Below are 19,818 nucleotides of genomic sequence, written 5' to 3'. Positions count from 1 at the left end.
TTTATGTCCAACATTACGGTCAACATTAAGCGTCTCGACCCTACGATCGAGCTTCCCAAATACGCCCATCCTACAGATGCCGGTTTGGACCTCCGTGCCAATGAGGACTGTACCCTTAAGCCCTTCGAGCGACGCTTGGTCTCTACCGGCCTTGCGATCGCGCTGCCCGATGGATACGCTGGCTTCGTTCAGCCTCGCAGTGGCCTGGCTATTAAGCAGGGTCTGTCTATAGTCAACACGCCCGGTCTTATAGACGCCCACTACCGAGGAGAGCTTAAAGTCATCCTTATCAACCTGGATCCATCCAATGAAATCCAGATTAACAAGGGCGACCGAATCGCTCAACTCGTCATCCAAGAGGTTCCCACGGTCAATCTCGTGGAGGTAGATGAACTAGACGAAACCGACCGAGGAGCCGGCGGTTTCGGTTCTAGCGGCGTCGCTTAGTCGTTTACGTACTGTCCGCTGACCGGCCCGACCCGCCTATATATCGTCCCACGCGCAGTTTCGCAGCGAAGCGAGAATGTTTGAGCATGGGATGATATATAGGGGCCTCCCGCGGGTAAGCGGACATTAAGACCCTAGCGGATATGCGCGGGTTTTCCGCCCCAGTAGAAGCGGCAGAAGGCTCGTTTGCGCTTTTGGGGCTTGCCTGCAAGCTCCATGGTTGCGATGGCGATGTCCTCGGCCGCGTGTGGACGGCGTAGCACTTCGCCATTGATGAGCAGTGCCTTGAGCGACTCGGGATGATCGTGGAGATGGCGCAGCGTCACGATGAGCTCGCGTGCGGTGGTGACATGCATGCTGGCGCCCAAGTCGGTGAGCATGGTGGTGTTGGCCTTTTCCTGGCCATAGGACTTGCCCAACAGAATCATCGGCAGGTGTGCACACAGGCATTCGGTAACAGTGAGTCCGCCCGATTTGAGAATTGCCAGATCGCAGCCGTGCATGAGCGCTGCCATGTCATCGACATAGTCAAGAACCGTGACGTTTTCGAGTTTCATGGCTTCGAAGAGCGTTTTCAGGCGCGTAGCGTATTCCGTGTCCTTGCCCGGCAAAAAGACAAAGTGCATGTCCTCGAAGCTACGGAGGAAGGGGAGGGTTTGGTCCATCGCCGCGCGAAAGCGAACGTACGGTTGAGGCAAACTGGCGCCGGCCATTACCAGCACAATGGTCTTGTCGGTAGGGAGATTGAACTTCTCGAGTTCTTCCTCACGATTGTAATCCGTGTCAAATCCGGCGCGAATAGGGATGCCCGTAATGCGTATCTTTGCCTCAGGAACCTTGCGTGGGCGGAGCGTCTCGGCCATAAACTCGTTTGCCACGCAGAATAAGTCAGTGTCCTTATGGGGCCACCAGCCCTCGACCTCGTAATCGGTCGGCACGCAAATGACGGGATAGTCGATGCCCGTAATGACGCGCGCACCAACCGCAACGTTGGCTGCCGTGATATGTGTGGCGACCACGGCAATAGGCCTGCGAGTGCGAACGTATTCGTTAAATGCGGGGAACATAATGCGCGACCATGCCGTGCCGCCGCCCCAAAGCAGGTGTCCGGTAAGGGTATATCGCCAGGTCAAGTCATAAATTGGGCGTGTAGCGCCGGTAAACGATGCGGCCGTTTTGTTGCCGTCGAATTTTATGCGTCCAAAATCGAGGATATCCAAGACCTCAATTTCGACATCCTGCGGTATGCCCTTGGTGCCGCGTATAAGCTCGAATGCTTGTGCGATAGCATTAGCTGCCGCTTTGTGTCCCGAACCAACCGATGCGTGGACAATGGTCACTAAGGGCTTTTGTCCAGGTGACGGCATCAATTGCTCCGATTGGGGGGCGCTTTGCGTGGGCAGGGGAGCGTCATTGCCCATCTGCGTTTGATCCATCGATAACTCCCCTTCATCGTTGTTTCGCAAAGAATCATTGTAGTGCATGACTGTCATGTTCTCCTAAATTTGGGTATGAGCGCAAAGAACGCCAATGTTTCGATGAGAGGACACTCCATGACTACCCATCAGCCGATCGATGTTGCGATTATCGGCGGCGGCCCAGCGGGCTATGCTGCAGCCATTTATGCTGCGCGATCCAATCTAACGACGACCGTGATTGAACAGGGCATGTCGGGAGGACAGATCGCCACAACCAATGAGGTCGAAAACTATCCGGGCATTCCGCTCTTGAGCGGCGCCGAACTCGGCGAGCGTTTTCAGCAACATGCAGAGGGCCTGGGTGCGCAGGTCGTATGGAGCATGGTTACGGGTATCGATTACGATGCGGATGCGGCGCTGTTTACGGTGCATCACGATACGGGCGATACGCTGGCCTCGAGTGTTATCGCTTGCATGGGCGCCACGCCGCGCTCTGCTGGCTTTATCGGCGAGGATACGTATCGCGGTCGCGGCGTTTCGTATTGTGCGACGTGCGACGGCATGTTCTTTCGTGGCAAACAGGTCTTTGTCATTGGCGGCGGTAATGCTGCCTGCGAGGAAGCCCTGTTCTTATCAGAAATTGCCAGCAGCGTGACCATCGTCTTGCGCCGCGATCAGTTCCGTGCTCCCGATGGCGTGGTTCAAAAGGTGCTCGCTAAAGATAATATTTCTGTTAGGTACCAAACTAGTATTGTGGAGCTATCGGGCGAGGCCATGCCTACAACTATCACGTTTAAGGACAACGCCACTGGTGATACCTATTTCGAGTCCTTCGATCCAGGTTCGTTTGGCATCTTTGTCTTTGCCGGAACACAGCCCCATACTGAGCTTGTACAGCATCTGGTGGATCTGGCGCCTGACGGCGGTATCGTTACCGACGACTCGATGGCCACGCGCACGCCGGGCTTGTTTGCTGCCGGCGATATCCGTTCCAAGCGTTTACGCCAGGTTGTGACCGCCGTTTCGGACGGAGCCATAGCGGCAACCAGCGCATACGCCTTCTTACGAGGATAAGTACGATAATATATCTTATGTAAGGTTGTTATCTTTATACAAAGTGGTTGGACGGTGCGTCAATGTGCTGTCCAACCACTTTTACTTAGCGACTATGTGGTATGCAAAACTAGATATTCTAGAATACAATATAGAAAACGAACGGAGGTCTCTTATGAACCACGTCAAACATGTTATCCCGATGTCCGATACATCGGTCAGCATTAAGCCGGAGGATATTCAGCCGACGGTTCTGCCGGATGCATTTATTCAGTCCGATATGGTTCGCAAGCTCAATACGCTCTGCCTGCCACGCTATGACCAGCTACCCAACGTAACACTCTATCGTGATCAGGTTATTGAATATGTTGCACTGTGGATGGAGCCGCTTTCGATTTGCGTAGAGCAGCCCGTTATCACGCCTTCGATGATCAATAACTACGTAAAGGTCGGCCTCGTTCCTGCTCCGGTTAAAAAGCAGTATGGCCGTGAGCAGATTGCGCGTCTCATTGCCATTTGTATCTTTAAGCAGGTGCTGCCCATCGCTGCGGTTCAGGCGCTCTTTAATATTCAGCGCTTGAGCTACGACGCTCCGACGGCCTTCGATTATGTAGTCGATCAACTTGAGGCATCGATTCGTGCGGCTTTTTCCCTTGAGCAGACTCCCGTGCCCGATACCGCACATCAGGTTACGCGCGAATCGCTGCTCGTACGCAGTGCGGTTTCGTCTTTTGTATCGAAGGCGTACCTGATGAGCTACCTCAAGTTCAATGGGTTTAATAGCTAGGCGACGTATAACGCGGGCGGGATAAAGAGCCATCAGTCACTTTGTCCCGTCCGCGTTTTTGCTTGGTTGAGCTTTATCGGCCCGAAGCCACGCCCATGCCGTAGCCGATGATGAGACCATGCATCTCGGCGTAATAGGAATCTAGGCCGTTGCAGGGCATGATGATAGTCTTGGAGCCTGGCCAGTGCTCCACAATGCGGTCGGCAAGCGCCTGGGCTCCAGCTTCGTTCTCAACGTGATCGATGATGACCTCGCCGCCCGTGAAACCCTCGGCCTCCATGGTGTCGACAATCTTGGTGAGCATCTTCTTTTCGCCACGCGTATGCCCAACGAGTTCAATTTCGCCCGCTTCGCTCGCCGTGCCCAAAATGCGGATGTTGAGCTTGTTGGCAATAACACCGGCCGCCTTGGGGATACGTCCGGCCTTCGCAAGGTTTTCGTAATTGCATAAACTAAAGAGGATCTTGCTGTTCTGCTCCAAGCTATCGAAGTAGGCGCAGGCTTCCTCAAAGGAGGCATCCGGTTTACTTGCAAGATAGCGATCAAACAGTAAGAAGATCAGGTCCATCTTGCCGCCTGCTGCGCGCGAATTAACCAGGTGAATCTTACGATTGGGCTCTTCGGCAAGCACCATGTCACGCGCAGTGGCCGCGGCATTGTAGCTTCCCGAGACGCCCTCGGAGATGGGCATGCAGATCGTCTTGTCGGCGAGCTTAAAGAGCTCAGCCCACTCCCCTACGCTTGGGCAGGAGCTCGATGATGCGCTGGATTCCGATTGAATGGCAACATTAAGCTCGTGAACATCGAGCGAGAGATCGTCGACAAATTCACGCTCCCCCACTCGGATCTTAAGGGGTGCAAATGCAAAGGTGGTATGAGGTGCGGTTGGTTGCCAATCGCGAAGATTGCAGCTCGAATCTGAGATGAGTGCCCAGCTCATTGAGGGTCCTTTCTAGTTGTTCCTCAACAATTATAGCTATCTTTTGGACAGATGCTGCGCATATCTAGTATTCAAAACTAGATTGTAGTTTACACACAAAATGGGCGGTCGAGATAAAACAATGGACCTCGCTCCCAAAGGATACGAGGTCCACTTTCGTTAGCTGAGTTAAAACACTTAATAGCGAACGAAAATATAATTGTTGTTCATGCCAGCGGCAACGGAGCTGATGATAACGCCCGTGCTGTAGTCGGAAGCATGGATCATCTGGCCGTTACCAATGTAGATGCCGGTGTGGTAAGAGTTAACCACGACGTCGCCCGGCTGAGGATCAGAAACACGGGGCCAACCCATGAAGGTGCCGGTAGTGCCCAGGCGGCAGTAGCGGCCGGTGAGGCAGTAGCTTACAAAGCCGGAGCAGTCAAAGCTGTTCGGGCCAATGCCGCCCCAGGAATAAGCGCAACCAAGCTTGCTATAAGCGCGAGAGACAACGCTGCCGCCGTCAACGGACTGGCTCGGCGCGGAAGGGGCCGGTGCCGGGGCGGGCGTCGAGGGCTGCGGCGTGGGAGCAGGAGCGGGCGCGGGCGCAGGCGTGTTGCCGCCGCCGTTGTTGGTCGTACCGCCACCATTATTGGTGTTCTCGGTCGTACCGGCGGTGTCGTTGCTCACCGTGGCCTTTTCGGCGGTGCTGGCATTTATGCCAGCCTGCAGCGCGGCGTTCGCCTCGGCCTCGGCAGCAAGCTCGGCCTGCAGCTGTGAATCCAGGGAGTTCACGACACTCTGGGCCTCAGCCTGCTGGGCGTTGAGTTCGTCGACCTTCTTCTGCGTCGCGGCGACGTTCTTCTCCTGCTCGGCCTGCTTATCGGTGAGCTGCTGCTTAAGGTCCTTGACCTCCTGAATGGTCTGGGCCTGCTTGTCGGAAACCTTGCCGTAGTAGAACAAACGGTTGAGCATATCGCCCAGATCGTCGACGCCCGTCAGAACCTGAAGGAGACTCAGACCGCCGGTCTTGTACTCACCGGCAACGTAGGACGAAAGCTTTGCCTGACCCTCGGCAATCTCTTGCTGCTTTTGCGTGATCTCGCCTGCAGTCTGATCAAGCTCCTGCGTCTGAGCGGAGAGTTCTTCATGAATTTGCTGGGTTTGCGTACCGATCTGCTCGAGTTTGGTACGAGCGGCGGCAAGATCGGACGCGGTATCGGCATAGGCAGGAGCCGCGAGGCCCAAGCCCAAAACACAAGCGAGGGTTGCCGTAGCAGCGCAGCGTGCCATGTTTTTGTGCGTGTTTGCTGTGCGCATGGAGCTTCCTTTCCGGTATCTAAGGGTAGCGGCTAGTCCACCGTTACCAGGCTAAAGAGCTCAACGTCCTCGTTAGAAGGCGTGAGCTTCTTGCGAGGATTAAGAAACGCAAGCTCAAGGATACAACCATAACCTACGAGCTTTGCGCCCATATCTCGCACCAGTTTACCTGTTGCCTCGACGGTTCCGCCCGTCGCGACCAAGTCGTCCAGAATCAACACGGTATCTTTAGAGCTGATGGCATCGACGTGAATCTCAATCGAATCGGTTCCATACTCGAGCTCGTATTCCTGGCTAACGGTCTTACGTGGCAGTTTTCCCGGTTTACGTGCAGGAACAAAGCCGGCGCCGAGTGCCACGGCAACAGGCACGCCTACCATAAAACCGCGAGCCTCGGGTCCTACAACCTTAGTGATGCCCATGCCGGAGAAATGCTCCGCTAGTGCGTCGACCATGGCTTTAAGCGCTTCGGGATTGCTAAAGAGCGGCGTGATGTCCTTAAAGACGACTCCGGGCTCGGGATAGTCGGGGATGTCGACGATGTGAGATTCGAAGTCGTACATGGTGTGACCTTTCATGGGAGGCTGGTTTGTAGAAGCGTTTATTTGTCCGCGCTGGCGGTGCCGGTGTGCGAGGGGGCGACAACCTTAAGCGGCTGCACGAGGGATTCCTCGCGCACGGGGACCGCGGAGGCAGTTGCCTCTTCGCTTTTGGCCTTGGTTGATTCGGAGCGTGCGATTTCCTCATCGAGGGCATCGATATCGGCGTCCTCGACTACGGCGTTGAGTGACTCAAATACGCGGTTCTTGAGCAGCGCGGTATGCACGCCCTCGGTGAGGTCATGTAACTTCTTAAACGCGCGTTCGAGCTTGGCATCGCGTTCGTCATCGGAGGTGTCCATGCCAAGCATACTCACGAGCACTTGCTCGAACATCGAAGACTCGCGGTTGGCGGATGATACGTACTGACGAAGGTTTCGCGGCTCGATATGAAAGCGTGACAGCTCAGAACAGTAGCGGATAATCGGAAAATCGCGCCCGTCGACGAGCTCACGGTTCTGCGGACTCTTGATAATGCGAATAAGGTCGTTTTCGGCCAAGGAGCGAATAAACGAGATCTCGACGCCCAACATATCCGGAATGGTCTCGATGGGGTGCAGTTTCTGCTTGGTTTCCTTTGGTTCCGTCTTGAGCGGAACATCGGACAGCAGACCCACCTCGTAGGCAAGCGTGGAGAGATCTGTAGCGTTTTCCAGACGTTGCTTGATCACGTTGAGCGGCATGTAGCGAGTCTTCTGCAGGTGCAGAATGACCTCTAGACGGTCAACGTCCTCCTTGGAGTATTGGCGATACCCCTTAGGCGTACGATGAGGGGTGATGAGCCCCTCATCTTCTAGAAATCTAATTTTTGAGTTCGAAAGATCGGGGTATGCGCCTCGAAGTAAATTGACGACCTGGCCGATACTCAGATAGTTGCGTTCGGCCATGCCCTACTCACCGGTTTCGATGCGCTCCGGCGTGCTCTCGTGGTAGATGAGCGTGAACGTACCGATCTGGACGGAAGATCCGTCGTGCAGCGGGGCGGCATTGACGATAGCGCCGTCAACCCACGTGCCGTTGAGCGAGCCTAAGTCCTCGATGCGAGCAGCCAGACCCTCGCGAATAATGCGTGCGTGGCTACGCGATACGGTCATGTCATTGAGGAAAATGCCGTTTGCCGGATCGCGGCCAATGGTGGTCACATCATCCTCGAGTTCAAAGGCAGCACCGGTCTGCGGCCCCTTGACAATAGACAGAACGGGGGCAGTGATGCGAACGTTCGCCATAAGATCGGGAACGGTAACGTCGCTCGAAGGCACACGGAAGACGCAGGTTGCGTCGGCAGTCTTATCGTTTTGAGGCATATTGTTAACCATGTTGTCCATGACAACCCCTAACTTAACGCGGACATGCCGCAAAGAATGAACTGTACGTAATAATACCCCAATGGCTTAGTCTTCGATTTCGGGGTTAAGAAAGTCGATGTCTTCGTCCTCTGGATGCGCAACAGCCTGTTTAATGGCCGCTCCACCCTTAATGGAATAGATGACAGCGGTGAGCATGGAGAAGATGACGCCGCCATACACAAAGAAGATGCCGAGCGGTACCGAGCTGCCGTTGAGGCCCGGGAAGGCCGTGAACGTGGCGGGCAGCAGATGCCAGCCGTCCACGGTGGGAAAGCCCAGCAGCATGAGCGAGAAGCCGGTCATGAGCAGCGCCGTGGCAATCTTGCCGGGAAACACTACGTCGATGGGGCGACGGTGGTAGTGGCGCACGATGAGCGTGCCGATGCCCAGGTAGATATCGCGCCCAATGATGAGCACGCAGACCCAGATGGGAAGCTCGCCGCGAACCACGAGACCTAAAACGCCTGTAAATAGCAGCGCACGGTCGCAGATGGGATCCATAACCTTGCCGAGCCACGAGACCGTTTTGGTCATGCGGGCAATCTGACCGTCCATCCAGTCGGTGGAGGCCGCGATGGCATAGATGACAATGGCGACGACACGGTTGTTGTCCGTCACAAACAGGTACAGGAAGACCAGCGTGAGGATCAGGCGCGTGAAGGTAATGAAATTGGAGATCGTGAAAATCTTATTCGACGGGTAATCGGAGGTGCCGATAAGCTCCTTTTTGATCTTCTTTTTGATGCCCACAGGACTCCCCCGCTGGTAAACGACAAAACTCTCGATACTATACCCGTTCTGGCGATGTCTATCCAGCGCGAGCATAGAGAGTCCAGACATGTGGAGGACGGTATCGGCCGGGATGTTTATCGCTTTTGTGTACATCAGCCTCCAAACATGTCGAAAAATGTTGTTTGTGGAGGCTGTTGTACAGGTTTTTGTTGCGTAGACGTATTGAACGGGAAAGTCGTTGACTCTTCGTTGCTATAAGCAATTGCTTAAAACAAAAAAGGTCAGGCACTAGGTGCCTGACCTGCAAACTTCTGGTCGGGACGACTGGATTCGAACCAGCGACCCCTTGACCCCCAGTCAAGTGCGCTACCAAGCTGCGCCACGTCCCGAAGCATTTGTTTGTTGCTCTGCTCTCGCTCGCAACAGGGTGTATAGTAACCCGAAACTTTGTCCTTGTGCAAGAACTTTTTTACAAATTTTGAAGCAAGTCTAAAATTGTATCTGCGAGCTGGGGTTTTGTTAGTACGGGAAGTTCTTGCGTGCCCGCTGTACTTACTATCCAGGCCTTGTTGGTATCGGTCCCAAAGCCCGAATCCGCGCGCGAGACATCGTTGGCGATAATGGCATCGCAACCCTTGCGCACGAGTTTGCGCTGCGCGTACTCCACGACGTTATCGGTCTCGGCCGCAAAGCCGATTACACGGCGCTCGCCCTTTTGGCGTGAGAGTTCGGCCAGGATGTCAACGGTCTCGACGAGCTCAATTCGATCCAGGCGCTCGTTGGCCTTTTTGAGTTTATGGTTCGCCGGGGCCGCAGGCGTGTAGTCGGCGACGGCGGCGGCACAAATGGCCGCGTCGGCCGTCTGAAAGGCGCTCAGCGCAGCCTGGAGCATTTCCGCCGCGGTTTGTACGCGCACGCACTCCACGCCGCAGGGAACGTCGAGCGATGTCGGTCCCAGCACGAGCGTGACGGCGGCACCGCGGCGCGCGGCCTCCCCCGCCAGGGCGATACCCATCTTGCCCGATGAACGGTTGCCAATGAAGCGCACGGGGTCGATCGGCTCGTGCGTGGGGCCGGCGGTGATCACGATGCGCTTGCCCACAAGGTCCTGAGGAGCGGGGTCGAGCAGCTTGCAGACGGCCTCGACGATGTCCTCGGGCTCGCTCATGCGTCCCGTGTCCACATCGCCGCAGGCAAGGTAGCCGCTACCCGGACCCACAACGTGGACACCGCGCTCGCGCAGCGTGGTCATGTTGGCCTGCGTGGCCGGCGCCTTCCACATGCCATTGTTCATGGCCGGCGCGACCACGATAGGACGCGGCGTGGCAAGCAGCGTAGTGGAGATGAGGTCATCGGCGATGCCGTTGGCCATCTTGGCGATGATATTGGCCGTCGCGGGCGCCACGACCACCAAGTCGGGCTCCTGCGCCAGCGAGATATGGTGGATGGGGTCGGAGGGGTCGTCGAACAGACCTACAGCGACAGGGTCGCCCGTGAGCGCGCGAAAGGTGAGCGGGCCCACAAACTCCGTGGCATGCTCGCTCATAACGACCTTGACGCGGGCGCCGCGCTTTTGCAGCAGGCGCACGATATTGCACGACTTATAGGCGGCGATCCCGCCGGTAATGCCCAGCAGGATCGTTTTTCCCTCAAGTTGCATTGAATTGTCGGGTGCCGTCGTCATTGCTAGGCTTCCTTGTTGGGGAGCACGAGCAGGCGGTGGCAGTACGGGCAGTGCGTAATCTCACTACCGTCGTGGTTGAGGTCGCTCATGGACGACGCCTGCAGCGCGGTGTGGCAGACCGTGGGGATGTTGCCCTTAATGGTCTCGACGGCCAGGCCACGGAACTGCTTGAGTAGACGCTCGTAGTCGGTGAGCACGTCGGTCGGCAGCGTGGCGGCAAGCGTGGTGCGCTCCTTGGTGGCGGCATCAATCTGAGCCTGGAGGTCGGCGGCCTTGGCACGGGCAGCCTTGGTGTCGGCCTTCACGCCCTCCTCGAATTTGGCGATGATGGCCTGCGCGCGAGCCTCACGGTCGAGCGCCTCCTTGTGGGCGACAACGACATCCTTGCGGGTGTGCTCAATCTTGTCCAGGCGCTTGGCCAGGGTGGCGAGCTCGTTTTCCAGATCCTGGACCTCGCGGTAGTCAGAGCCGTCGAAGTGGCGTTTCTTGGCGGCCTCGATGGCGTTGTTGGTCTGGATCTCGGTGGTGTTGAGATCGTCCAGCTCAATGTCGAGGTCCTTGCGCTGAGCGTAGAGCTTGGTCATTTCGGACTTAAGCTTTACATAGGTTTTGCGCTTTGAGGCGAGCTCCTTGAGCTCCGGCATATTGGCAAGTTCGCTCTTGTTGCGGGCGAGCTCCAAATCGATCTGTTGCAGCTTGAGTAGCGTAGCGCCGGCGCTCATAAGTTCTCTCCTTTTGTCACAGTCCACCATTGGCAAGGGTTCAGTATTTTAATCGCATGACGGGGGTCGACCCCGGCGTCAACCGCAGAGTTCATCAAGATATCCACGAACGGCTCCTCGGAGCGGTCGTGGCCGAGCAAGATCACGCTCAGCCCGCGCAAGGCAAGATCTTGCGCCACGTGATAGCCCGCCTCGCCCGTCACGATGACATCCGCACCGGCGGCGATGGCAAGCTCGCCAAAGTCGCCGAGGGAGCCGCCCAGAATGGCGACGGTGCGGCACGGGCGCTCGGCATCGCCCCATACGCGTGGGTCGCTTCCGAAGGCCGTGGCAGCACGGGCGGCAAGATCGCGCAGCGTGCACGGGTCGTTGAGTGTTGCAAGCGCGCCCAGGCCGGTCGACTCGGGGTCGTCCACGTGCTCCAGCGAGCTATCGGGCACGGCGTTCAGCAGCTTGCATAGACAGGCACGCGCCTCGTGCGAGCGGTCCAGGTTGGTGTGGAGCGAGATGATGCTCACCCCGCAGCGGGCCGCCTCGTAGAGCGCCGCGCTGCATTGGGGGCGCGTTGCGCTGGGCGGGCAAAACGACTCGGGCGCCTTGATGTAGACGGGATGATGCGTGAGCAACACGTTGGCTCCGGCTTCCAAGGCGCGCTGCACGTTGTCCCTGGTGGCGTCAAGCGCGCAGGCAACGCCACGGATCTCGTCGTCGGGGTCGCCAACGGATAAGCCTACGTGGTCCCAGGGCTCGGCGTCCGTCTTGGGATAGCGTGCCAGCAGGGCACGCTCGAGCTCGGCGACGATCATGCGGCACCTACGATCGAGAGCAGCGTCTGGGCAAAATCGTCCAGATCGCTCGGATTCACGCGGTCATCGAAGGAGATGCGCAGTGCGCCCAGCGCCTGCTCGCGACCAATGCCCATGGCGCTGAGCACGTGGCTCGGGTCCATGCTGCCGCTCGAGCAAGCCGATCCGGCCGACACCTCAAAACCGGCGGCATCGAGCTTGATGATGAGCTCCTCGGAGTCCATGCCGTCGACGTTGATCGAAACCATGCCGGGCAGACGGTCGGCCTGCGTGTAGTCGCCCATGGTGGCGTGGATGCGCGGATGGGCCGTGAGCGTGGCGTAGAGCCTGTCGGAAAGGGCTTGCAGCTTCTCGCGCTCCTGAGCCACATGGGGCGCCAGAGACGAGGCGGCAGCGGCAAAGGCCAGCTGCGTGCGCAGGTCCTGCGTGCCGGCACGACGTCCGGCTTCCTGTCCCCCACCAAAGATGCGGGGGCGCAGCGGCGTGCGGCTTTTTAGGTATAACGCGCCGGAGGCTACGGGGCCGCCAATCTTGTGTGCTGCAACGGTCATGGCATCGACGCCCAGCTCGGTCACATCGAGCGGAATATGCAGATAGCCCTGGATGGCATCGGTGTGGAACAGGGCGCCCACGGTATGCGCAGCCGCGGCAAGCTCGCGGATAGGCTGTACCACGCCGGTCTCGTTGTTGGCGGCCATGATGCTCACGAGCGCGACGTCGTCGCCCAACAAGTCGCTCAGCGCGGCAGGCTCGATGTAGCCCGCACGGCAGGGCTGCACCAGGTCGACGGTAAAGCCCGCGGCTCGCAGCAGCGGTAGGTTGTCCAGGATCGAATCATGCTCGATCGCAGACACGATCACGCGCTCGCGCTTACGATCGCGCTGACGGGCACCCTCGGCAAGTCCGAGGAGCGCCAGCTGGTTGGCCTCGGTACCGCCGTTGGTTAGGACAATCTCGGACGGGCGAACGCGCGCGCCAAAGCTGCGGGCGATCTCGCGGCGTGCAACCTCCAGACGTGCGGCAGCCTTGCGGCCGAGCGAGTGCAGCGAGTTGGGGTTGACGCCGGCAAGCTCGCTTTCGTCGTACTCGCGCTGCGCAAGGAGCGCCTCGGCGCGCATGGGCGTCGAGGCGGCATAGTCAAGATTCACGGGTATGCGGTTTTGACCTGCGGTCATAAGGGTTTATGCCTCCTGTGCGGCCTCGTTGCCCAGCTTCTGCAGCAGCGCAACCTCGGCGGCGGGATCTTCGGACTTAAATACGGCGGAGCCGGCTACGAGTACGTTGGCGCCGGCCTTGACGACCTCGGCGATGTTTTTGGAAGAGATGCCGCCGTCGACCTCGATCATGGGCGACACACCGTGGCGCTCGCACATGGCCTTGAGCTCGTGGAGCTTATGCAGCGTGCCCGGGATAAAGCTCTGGCCGCCAAAGCCGGGGTTCACGCTCATGAGCAGCACCATGTCGACGACCTCGATGATGCTCTCGAGCACGCAGACGGGCGTGGCGGGGTTGAGCACCACGCCGGCCTTGACGCCGCGCTGCTGCAGATGCGTGAGCGTGCGGTGCAGGTGCGTGGAGGCTTCGTAGTGCACGGTGATCATATCGGCGCCGGCGTCGGCATACCAATCGACGGTCTCGTCGGGGTTCGACACCATCAGGTGCGCGTCGACCGGCACCTTGGTGGAGCGCTTGACGGCCTTGAGGATTTCGACGCCAAAGGTGAGGTTGCCGGTAAAGTGACCGTCCATGACGTCGAAGTGCACATAGTCGGCGCCGGCGATCTTGTCGAGCTCGCCCTTGAGGTTGGCCATGTCAGCCGAAAGGACGGACGGAGCGATTTTGATGGAACCCATGGTAGTAGCCTTTCTGCGCTAGTCGGTGAGTCCGTAGAACTCTTGAGAGGGGACGCGGTCGGTAAGGATCTCGAGCGCCCTATCCAAAGTAACACCGTTGTAGAGCGTTTGCTCCACGGCAAAGGTGAGCGGAATGTCTACGCCCAGCGAACGGGCGAGCTCGCTCACGCTGCGGGCGGCGACGGCGCCCTCGACCACCATATGCGTGCGCGCCTGGTACTCGTCGAGCGATACGCCGTGGGCAAACTCGTAGCCGAAGGTGCGGTTGCGCGAATGCTCGGAGGTGCAGGTGGCAATAAGGTCACCCATGCCGGCAAGACCCATACAGGTCATGGCCTGGCCGCCGCGGGCGTGCACCAGTCGGCTGATCTCTGCCAGGCCGCGCGTCATGATAAGGGCGAGCGTGTTGTCGCCCGCGCCGGTACCGGCGGAGATGCCGCACACGATGGCGATGACGTTTTTCATGGCGCCGCAAACCTCGACGCCGGTCATGTCCTGCGAGAGATAGATGCGGAAGGCCGTGGATAGGAGCAGGTCCTTAAAGGTCTCCCCTACCTGCGAGTCTTTGCTGGCGATGACGGCGGCGGAAAGTCCGCCGCGGCATATCTCCTCGGCATGGTTGGGGCCCGAGAGCGCCGCCACACGCGCCTCGTTGCCGATCTCGCTGGCGATGACCTCGCTCATGAGCATGCCGGACTCGGGCTCGATGCCCTTGGTGAGGCAGAGCACCGGGGTGTCGGCGGCGATAAAGGGCGCCGCCTGGTGGCAGACGTCGCGCAGGTGCGTCGAAGGCACGGCAAAGATGATCGCATCGGCACCGTCGAGCGCCTGGGCCAGGTCCGTCGTGGCGACAACGTTTTCCGGCAGCACGTAGTCCACCAGATAGCGCGGGTTGCGGTGCTCACCGTTAATGCCGGCGGCCGTCTGCTCACTATGGGCCCACATGGTCACGCGCTCGGCTCGCGCGGCGGCAAGGCCGGCGACGGCGGTTCCCCAGGAGCCGGAGCCAATCAGCGCAACATTCATGACTCTCTCCTACTTATCGTCGGGCTCGGTGACGCGCTTGGTAAACGAGAGCTTGGATTCCTTACCCGTCATGAGCTTTTTGATGTTCGCGCGATGGGCCCACACCACGGTGATGCCGATCATCGCCATGCAAAACTTGAGGCCCAGGCTGCTGTACGGAAAGACCGCGCAGGCGGCGATGGGAAGACCGATGGCCGCGGCAAGCGAGCCCACCGACACATACTTGGTGATGGCGACGGCCACGATAAACATGCCCAGCAGCGAAAGTCCGATGGGCCAGTACCAGGCCAGTATGACGCCCAGCCCCACAGCGATGCCCTTACCGCCGTGGAAGTTGAGGTAGGGCGAGAAGATGTGTCCCCACACGGCAGCCAGGCAAATGACGCCGAGCATCCAGTCGCCGGCGGCACCGGGAGCCATAATGCTCACCGGGAAGGCATAGCCCACGCTCGCGATGAGCGGACGCGCGATAAGGACGCAGATGGCGCCCTTCAAGCAGTCGAGCAGCAGCGTGAGCGCGGCGACCTTGGGACCGGCTACGCGCAGGGCGTTGGTGGTGCCGATGTTGCCGGAGCCCGCCTTGCGAATGTCCGTGTGGTTGAACACGCGGCCCAGGATCAGGCCAAACGGAATCGCTCCGATAAAGAACGAGACCACGGCGCAGATGGCGGTCAGCAGAATCGGATTATGCATCCTTTTGCTCCTTCTTCCTAAAGAAGAGTCGAATGGGCGTGCCGGCAAAATCGAAGGTCGAGCGCATGCGGTTCTCCACGTAGCGCTGGTAGGTGTCGTTGACCAGGTCGCTGTGGTTGACGAAGAACGTAAACGTCGGAGGGTTGACGCCCGTCTGGGTCACGTAGTGCATGCGCAGGCGACGCTTGCCGTCCACTACGGTGTGGCCAAACTCGCGCAGGTCGGTGAGGAAGGTGTTGAGGCGCGAGGTGGTGATCTTTTGCGAGCGCGTCTTCTCGGCAGCGTCGACCATTGCCCAGATCTTCTCGACGCTGCGGCCGGTCAGGGCCGAGATGCGCAGGTACTGGGCCCAGGGAGCCATGACGCCCAGACGGCGGTCGACGGTCTCCATGCAGGCCTCGCGCTTGCGGTCGTCGTCGAGCAGATCCCACTTGTTGAGCAGAACGACGATGGCGCAGCCGCGTTCGATGGCCAAGCCCATGACCTTCTGGTCCTGCTCGGTAACGCCCACGGAGGCGTCGACGACGAGCAGTGCCACGTCAGCACGGTCGATGGCGCGCAGGCCGCGGACCATGGAGTAGTACTCGATGTTCTCGTACACGGTGCTCTTCTTGCGAATACCCGCGGTGTCGACCATGCGGTAGTGCTTGCCGTTGCGCTCCACGACGGTGTCGATGGCGTCGCGCGTGGTGCCGGCGATGTTGGACACGATAGAGCGGTCGGCGCCCAGGATGCGGTTGAACAACGAGGACTTACCGGCGTTGGGGCGGCCGATGATGGCGACGTTCAGCGCGTCGGGGAACTCGTCGGCGACCTCGTCCTCCTCCTCGGGCAACAGGGCAACGATGTCGTCGAGCAGGTCGCCCGTGCCGTGGCCGTGCAGGGCCGAGAGCGGCGTTGGCTCGCCGATGCCGAGCGAATAAAACTCCCAGATGCTGTCGTTTTCGCGATCGGGGTTGTCGAGCTTGTTCACCAGCAGAAAGACCGGCTTGTCGCAGCGCTTGAGCATGCGGGCGACCGACTCGTCCTCCTCGGTGACGCCGGTGCGGCCGTCGACCACAAATAGGATGACGGCGGCTTCCTCGGCGGCGGCGAGGGCCTGGTCGCGGATGGACGTGGCAAAGACGTCATCGCTCTTGAGCGGCTCGATGCCACCCGTGTCGACGATGGTGAACTCACGGCCGTTCCAATCGGCCGTGTGGTAGGAGCGGTCGCGCGTTACGCCGCGGGACTCATGGACGATGGCGTCCGAGGTCTGGGCCAGGCGGTTAACGAGCGTGGACTTGCCCACGTTGGGGCGTCCGACGACGGCGACGATAGGTTTCATCTGCACTCCTTTAATGGGTAGGGTCAGTGGAAATGTTAGAGCCTGCGGGCATAATGCCAAGGATATGCTCCAGGGTATCGAGCAGCTCATGCGGCATGGTCGATACCACATGAACCTCGGCGCCGCGAGCTTCAAGGCTTGCGAGTAAATCGTCACGATGATACTCGTCAAGCGTCATGCCGTCAGCGTTGAACATGAGCTTAGGCACAAAGAGCATAACCCCCGAGAGGTCCTGCGGCAGCTGCTCCAGAATGTCGCATGCGACGATGAGGCCGGTGACGTCCACGTTGCCGCCAAAGTAACGGTTTTCGATAGCGGTGACGGTGCCGGCAAGGCCCCGTGGCGACTCCACAAAGCGCGCCACGGTGTCGCGCGCGCTGGCGCCGGAGAGGCACAGGAGGCGCTGGTTGCGCCCGGCGATGCCAGCGCGGACGCGGGCCAGACGCTCGGCGTCGGCGGCAAGCACGTCGTCGGTCTCGTCCAGATACGAGCGGATCATACCGATGCCGTCGTAATACTGCGGGTAGCCGTCGTAAAAATCGGCCTGGGGTGGCTCGATGCCGGCGTCCAGATAGAACTCATCGCTCATCTGGAAGGTGTGGCGGCCAAAGCGCTTGTAGGCACGATCCTGGAAGGGACGGATCATGGCAATGGTTTCGCGCGCGAGCTCAGGTTTGTCGCTGTATGACCAGGTAAATCGTCTCTGGTGCTTGGTAAAGCCCAGTGGCACAATGCCCAGACTCGTGATCTGTTCGTGCTCCTCGCAAAAGCGTAGGGTCTTTTGCAGCTCCTCGCCGTCGTTCATGCCGGGACACAGCACAATCTGCGCGTGGATCTCGATGCCGGCGGCCATGATGGCCTCGAGCACGTCCATGCCGCGCTGGGCGTTGCGGCCCATCATGCGTCGGCGGACGTCGGGGCTTACGGCATGGACCGACACGTTCATGGGACTCATATTGCGGTCGATAACGTTTTGCACGTCCTCGTCGGAAAGGTTCGTGAGCGTGACAAAGTTGCCCTGCAAAAAGCTCAGGCGGTAGTCGTCATCGCGAATATACAGCGTGGAGCGGCCGCCCTTGGGCAGCATGGTCATAAAGCAGAACACGCAGGCGTTCACACAGGTACGCATGCCGTCAAAGATGGGGCCGTCGAACTCAAGGCCCCAGTCCTCGCCGGGAAAGCGATCGAGCTCGACGGGGGTGACGGTGCCGTCGCGCGGGTCGAGAACCTCTAGGTCGACGGTGTCCTCGTCGGCCTCCCAGAGCCACACGATCATGTCGGTGAGTCGCTCGCCGTTGACCGTGAGCACGCGCATGCCCGGCTCGATACCCACATCCCATGCGGGCGATTCGGGACGCACGTTCTTTACGAGCGCGCCCTCACCCGGCTCGGGGTCGCGGCTGCGCCCGTAATCGGCCACCTCGGCGGCGTATGCGGGTACGGTCTGGTCCATGATTAGCGACAAAGCTCCTTGATGCGCGCAACGGCGCGTTCGATGTGTTCTTGCGGAGTTGAGGCTCCGGCGGTGATGCCGATGTGGCGCGCGTTGGCAAACCATGCGGCCTCAATCTCGGATGCTTCCTCGATGTGATGGGTGTGCTCGCAGACATCGGCACAAATCTGCGCCAGGCGGCGCGTATTGCCCGAATTTTTGCCGCCCACGACGACCATGCAGTCGCAGCGGTTGGCAAGTGAGGCGGCCGCCTGCTGTCGCTCGCTCGTGGCAGCGCAGATGGTGTTGATCACACGCAGCTCCTGCACACGCGGGGTGATGGAGGCCACTACCTCGGCCAGGTTCTGCGCGGTTTGGGTGGTCTGCACAACCAGGCCCACCTTGCCCTTGAGCGGCAGCGCATCCGCATCGGCGGCGCAACTCACGACCTGCGCGTCATCGCCGGCGTGACCCAGGATGCCCTCGACCTCGGGGTGGCCCGGCTCGCCCACGACAATCACACGGTAGCCCTCGCGCACCAGGCGCTCGGCCGCCACGTGGACCTTCTTGACGTAGGGACAGGTGGCATCGACCACAGTAAGGCCGCGCTCGCGAGCAGCCTCGATGACCTGCGGCACCACGCCGTGCGCGCGAATGACCACGGTGCCCGATGCGGCGTCGTCCAAGGTGTCTGCCAGACCGACGCCTGCCTCGGCGAGCTCGCGCACCACGATGGGGTTATGGATGAGCGGACCCAGCGTGTGGACCTGAGCGCTCTCCCCTGCCTGCGGCGCGGCGGCCAGCGCCATGTCGAGTGCACGCTGCACGCCGTAGCAGGTACCGGCATGCGCTGCGATTTCGATGGTGGGGGCGTCTGCCTTGCCGGGCGCAGCCTCGACGGTGTTCATGACGATCTCGCCCATGGCTAGAACCTGCCGGGGTGCTCGGCACACAGGTCGTCGCGCATGGCGTAGACGCGGCTCATGGCCTCGGACTCAAACCATGCCAGGCGTTCCTTGCGCTTGAGCTCGGCCGGTGCATCGGATAGCGAGATGGCCTTGCCTGCACGGATCCAGCACTTTTTGGGGCGCATAAGCTTTTTGCCCGCAGGCGTGATATCGGACCAGCCACAGATGGCGAGCGGGTTGACGGGTGCCTTGCCCATCTGGGCAATGAGCGCAAAGCCACCGTGGACCTCGGGCTTGATCTCGCGCGAGCGGATGCGTGTGCCCTCGGGGAAGATCAGGACGTCCTCGCCGCGCTGCAGCGCATGCTGGGCGGCACGCAGGCACTTCATGTCGGCGGTGCCGCGCTCGACGGGAATGCCGCCCACGCGGCTAAAGGCCCAGCGCACGATCTTGCTCTTGGCAAACTCGGACTTAAAAATGGGGCGAATGCGGCGGCCGCCAAAGAATAGCGCCGTCTCTACAGCCAGGAGTTCGGCCATCGAGGTGTGGTTGCAGATGACCACGCTGCCGCGGCCTTCCTGGCGCTCAAACAGCAGGTCGCTGTCCTCTACCTTCCAGCGCCACATGAGCTTGGAGAAGCCCCACAGGATGCCCATGACCACGAAGACGGTGCCGCGGATGAGCACGGGGAACTCGGCATAAGGCGCGTTGTAGTAATCCTCGGGCGTCTGCTTAAACAGGCGCAT

At 59.8% G+C, this 19,818-nt stretch carries 21 protein-coding genes and 1 tRNA gene; 3 read left to right on the top strand and 19 right to left on the bottom strand.

All coding sequences use genetic code 11. From position 1 onward, the window contains the following. Positions 1-3 precede the first annotated feature (3 nt). Positions 4-447 carry a dUTP diphosphatase gene (dut, locus tag ACQRCA_RS00475; protein ID WP_427717456.1) on the top strand — a complete coding sequence of 148 codons (444 nt, stop codon included), beginning with the start codon at positions 4-6 and terminating at the stop codon, positions 445-447. 134 nt (positions 448-581) lie between these two features. On the opposite strand, the gene ACQRCA_RS00470 is transcribed toward dut, so the two are convergent. Continuing rightward, entirely contained in the window at positions 582-1,814 is a 1,233-nt protein-coding gene (locus ACQRCA_RS00470) for an MGDG synthase family glycosyltransferase (protein ID WP_427717453.1), read from the bottom strand. A 186-nt stretch (positions 1,815-2,000) separates the two neighbouring features. Between ACQRCA_RS00470 and ACQRCA_RS00465 the strand changes: the two genes are divergently transcribed. Together ACQRCA_RS00465 and ACQRCA_RS00460 are read left to right on the top strand one after the other, a co-directional pair. Further along, positions 2,001-2,939: an NAD(P)/FAD-dependent oxidoreductase gene (locus ACQRCA_RS00465; protein WP_427717450.1), complete on the top strand. Its 939-nt coding sequence runs from the start codon at positions 2,001-2,003 to the stop codon at positions 2,937-2,939. A 154-nt stretch (positions 2,940-3,093) separates the two neighbouring features. Next, a complete protein-coding gene (locus ACQRCA_RS00460) occupies positions 3,094-3,705 on the top strand; it encodes a DUF1836 domain-containing protein (RefSeq protein ID WP_427717447.1) in 612 nt (203 codons plus the stop codon). 73 nt (positions 3,706-3,778) lie between these two features. Here ACQRCA_RS00460 and ACQRCA_RS00455 read toward each other — a convergent pair whose 3' ends face one another. The 18 genes from ACQRCA_RS00455 to ACQRCA_RS00370 form a co-directional block, all read right to left on the bottom strand. Further along, the gene (locus tag ACQRCA_RS00455; protein ID WP_427717446.1) at positions 3,779-4,645 is read right to left on the bottom strand and encodes a DegV family protein; all 867 of its coding nucleotides are present in this window, start codon (positions 4,643-4,645) and stop codon (positions 3,779-3,781) included. 177 nt (positions 4,646-4,822) lie between these two features. After that, positions 4,823-5,944 (bottom strand): coiled-coil domain-containing protein, encoded by a 1,122-nt coding sequence (locus ACQRCA_RS00450; RefSeq protein WP_154516376.1) that lies wholly within the window; start codon positions 5,942-5,944, stop codon positions 4,823-4,825. Positions 5,945-5,976: 32 nt separating this feature from the next. Continuing rightward, positions 5,977-6,507 carry an adenine phosphoribosyltransferase gene (locus ACQRCA_RS00445; protein WP_195838556.1) on the bottom strand — a complete coding sequence of 177 codons (531 nt, stop codon included), beginning with the start codon at positions 6,505-6,507 and terminating at the stop codon, positions 5,977-5,979. A gap of 38 nt (positions 6,508-6,545) precedes the next feature. Next, complete coding sequence (locus tag ACQRCA_RS00440; RefSeq protein WP_427717444.1) at positions 6,546-7,430, bottom strand: MerR family transcriptional regulator; 885 nt, start codon at positions 7,428-7,430, stop codon at positions 6,546-6,548. Positions 7,431-7,433: 3 nt separating this feature from the next. Then, entirely contained in the window at positions 7,434-7,868 is a 435-nt protein-coding gene (locus ACQRCA_RS00435; protein ID WP_195838557.1) for an FHA domain-containing protein, read from the bottom strand. Between the two features lie 66 nt (positions 7,869-7,934). After that, positions 7,935-8,639 carry a CDP-alcohol phosphatidyltransferase family protein gene (locus ACQRCA_RS00430; protein ID WP_427717441.1) on the bottom strand — a complete coding sequence of 235 codons (705 nt, stop codon included), beginning with the start codon at positions 8,637-8,639 and terminating at the stop codon, positions 7,935-7,937. Between the two features lie 294 nt (positions 8,640-8,933). Further along, positions 8,934-9,010: transfer RNA gene (locus ACQRCA_RS00425), tRNA-Pro, on the bottom strand. A gap of 80 nt (positions 9,011-9,090) precedes the next feature. After that, positions 9,091-10,305 (bottom strand): bifunctional phosphopantothenoylcysteine decarboxylase/phosphopantothenate--cysteine ligase CoaBC, encoded by a 1,215-nt coding sequence (coaBC, locus tag ACQRCA_RS00420; RefSeq protein ID WP_427717439.1) that lies wholly within the window; start codon positions 10,303-10,305, stop codon positions 9,091-9,093. 2 nt (positions 10,306-10,307) lie between these two features. After that, positions 10,308-11,027 carry a zinc ribbon domain-containing protein gene (locus ACQRCA_RS00415; protein ID WP_427717438.1) on the bottom strand — a complete coding sequence of 240 codons (720 nt, stop codon included), beginning with the start codon at positions 11,025-11,027 and terminating at the stop codon, positions 10,308-10,310. Then, the gene (locus ACQRCA_RS00410) at positions 11,024-11,833 is read right to left on the bottom strand and encodes a Nif3-like dinuclear metal center hexameric protein (RefSeq protein ID WP_427717435.1); all 810 of its coding nucleotides are present in this window, start codon (positions 11,831-11,833) and stop codon (positions 11,024-11,026) included. The genes ACQRCA_RS00415 and ACQRCA_RS00410 overlap by 4 nt, the downstream gene beginning before the upstream one ends. Next, on the bottom strand, positions 11,830-13,008 hold the full coding sequence (locus tag ACQRCA_RS00405; protein WP_427717432.1) for a cysteine desulfurase family protein: 1,179 nt from the start codon (positions 13,006-13,008) through the stop codon (positions 11,830-11,832). The genes ACQRCA_RS00410 and ACQRCA_RS00405 overlap by 4 nt, the downstream gene beginning before the upstream one ends. Positions 13,009-13,014: 6 nt before the next feature. Beyond that, positions 13,015-13,686, bottom strand: coding sequence for a ribulose-phosphate 3-epimerase (gene rpe / locus ACQRCA_RS00400; protein ID WP_427717430.1), 672 nt, complete (start codon positions 13,684-13,686; stop codon positions 13,015-13,017). Between the two features lie 18 nt (positions 13,687-13,704). Then, on the bottom strand, positions 13,705-14,712 hold the full coding sequence (locus tag ACQRCA_RS00395; protein ID WP_427717427.1) for an NAD(P)H-dependent glycerol-3-phosphate dehydrogenase: 1,008 nt from the start codon (positions 14,710-14,712) through the stop codon (positions 13,705-13,707). 9 nt (positions 14,713-14,721) lie between these two features. After that, entirely contained in the window at positions 14,722-15,405 is a 684-nt protein-coding gene (plsY, locus tag ACQRCA_RS00390) for a glycerol-3-phosphate 1-O-acyltransferase PlsY (RefSeq protein WP_427717425.1), read from the bottom strand. Next, positions 15,398-16,732, bottom strand: coding sequence for a ribosome biogenesis GTPase Der (gene der / locus ACQRCA_RS00385; protein ID WP_117629385.1), 1,335 nt, complete (start codon positions 16,730-16,732; stop codon positions 15,398-15,400). Before der ends, plsY begins: the two co-directional genes overlap by 8 nt. Positions 16,733-16,742: 10 nt before the next feature. After that, the gene (locus tag ACQRCA_RS00380; protein WP_427717423.1) at positions 16,743-18,185 is read right to left on the bottom strand and encodes a DUF512 domain-containing protein; all 1,443 of its coding nucleotides are present in this window, start codon (positions 18,183-18,185) and stop codon (positions 16,743-16,745) included. Positions 18,186-18,187: 2 nt separating this feature from the next. Further along, positions 18,188-19,087, bottom strand: coding sequence for a 4-hydroxy-3-methylbut-2-enyl diphosphate reductase (locus ACQRCA_RS00375; RefSeq protein WP_427717422.1), 900 nt, complete (start codon positions 19,085-19,087; stop codon positions 18,188-18,190). 2 nt (positions 19,088-19,089) lie between these two features. Further along, the gene (locus ACQRCA_RS00370; protein WP_427717420.1) at positions 19,090-19,818 is read right to left on the bottom strand and encodes a lysophospholipid acyltransferase family protein; all 729 of its coding nucleotides are present in this window, start codon (positions 19,816-19,818) and stop codon (positions 19,090-19,092) included.

It is taken from the genome of Collinsella sp. SGI.095 (assembly GCF_050314535.1).
GTDB lineage: Bacteria > Actinomycetota > Coriobacteriia > Coriobacteriales > Coriobacteriaceae > Collinsella.
The sequence above is the reverse complement of the archived record's forward strand: the minus strand, read 5'-3'. Positions and strand labels throughout refer to the sequence as shown.

Excerpts from the sequence above, each read along its gene's own strand:
- ACQRCA_RS00375 (WP_427717422.1), bottom strand. The coding sequence starts at position 19,087 with ATGGGCGAGATCGTCATGAACACCGTCGAGGCTGCGCCCGGCAAGGCA.
- ACQRCA_RS00435 (WP_195838557.1), bottom strand. The coding sequence starts at position 7,868 with ATGGACAACATGGTTAACAATATGCCTCAAAACGATAAGACTGCCGAC.
- ACQRCA_RS00470 (WP_427717453.1), bottom strand. The coding sequence starts at position 1,814 with ATGCCGTCACCTGGACAAAAGCCCTTAGTGACCATTGTCCACGCATCG.
- ACQRCA_RS00380 (WP_427717423.1), bottom strand. The coding sequence starts at position 18,185 with ATGGACCAGACCGTACCCGCATACGCCGCCGAGGTGGCCGATTACGGG.
- ACQRCA_RS00465 (WP_427717450.1), top strand. The coding sequence starts at position 2,001 with ATGACTACCCATCAGCCGATCGATGTTGCGATTATCGGCGGCGGCCCA.
- plsY (WP_427717425.1), bottom strand. The coding sequence starts at position 15,405 with ATGCATAATCCGATTCTGCTGACCGCCATCTGCGCCGTGGTCTCGTTC.
- ACQRCA_RS00445 (WP_195838556.1), bottom strand. The coding sequence starts at position 6,507 with ATGTACGACTTCGAATCTCACATCGTCGACATCCCCGACTATCCCGAG.
- ACQRCA_RS00410 (WP_427717435.1), bottom strand. The coding sequence starts at position 11,833 with ATGATCGTCGCCGAGCTCGAGCGTGCCCTGCTGGCACGCTATCCCAAG.
- der (WP_117629385.1), bottom strand. The coding sequence starts at position 16,732 with ATGAAACCTATCGTCGCCGTCGTCGGACGCCCCAACGTGGGCAAGTCC.
- ACQRCA_RS00450 (WP_154516376.1), bottom strand. The coding sequence starts at position 5,944 with ATGCGCACAGCAAACACGCACAAAAACATGGCACGCTGCGCTGCTACG.
- ACQRCA_RS00370 (WP_427717420.1), bottom strand. The coding sequence starts at position 19,818 with ATGCGCCTGTTTAAGCAGACGCCCGAGGATTACTACAACGCGCCTTAT.
- ACQRCA_RS00395 (WP_427717427.1), bottom strand. The coding sequence starts at position 14,712 with ATGAATGTTGCGCTGATTGGCTCCGGCTCCTGGGGAACCGCCGTCGCC.
- rpe (WP_427717430.1), bottom strand. The coding sequence starts at position 13,686 with ATGGGTTCCATCAAAATCGCTCCGTCCGTCCTTTCGGCTGACATGGCC.
- ACQRCA_RS00415 (WP_427717438.1), bottom strand. The coding sequence starts at position 11,027 with ATGAGCGCCGGCGCTACGCTACTCAAGCTGCAACAGATCGATTTGGAG.
- coaBC (WP_427717439.1), bottom strand. The coding sequence starts at position 10,305 with ATGACGACGGCACCCGACAATTCAATGCAACTTGAGGGAAAAACGATC.
- dut (WP_427717456.1), top strand. The coding sequence starts at position 4 with ATGTCCAACATTACGGTCAACATTAAGCGTCTCGACCCTACGATCGAG.
- ACQRCA_RS00440 (WP_427717444.1), bottom strand. The coding sequence starts at position 7,430 with ATGGCCGAACGCAACTATCTGAGTATCGGCCAGGTCGTCAATTTACTT.
- ACQRCA_RS00405 (WP_427717432.1), bottom strand. The coding sequence starts at position 13,008 with ATGACCGCAGGTCAAAACCGCATACCCGTGAATCTTGACTATGCCGCC.
- ACQRCA_RS00455 (WP_427717446.1), bottom strand. The coding sequence starts at position 4,645 with ATGAGCTGGGCACTCATCTCAGATTCGAGCTGCAATCTTCGCGATTGG.
- ACQRCA_RS00460 (WP_427717447.1), top strand. The coding sequence starts at position 3,094 with ATGAACCACGTCAAACATGTTATCCCGATGTCCGATACATCGGTCAGC.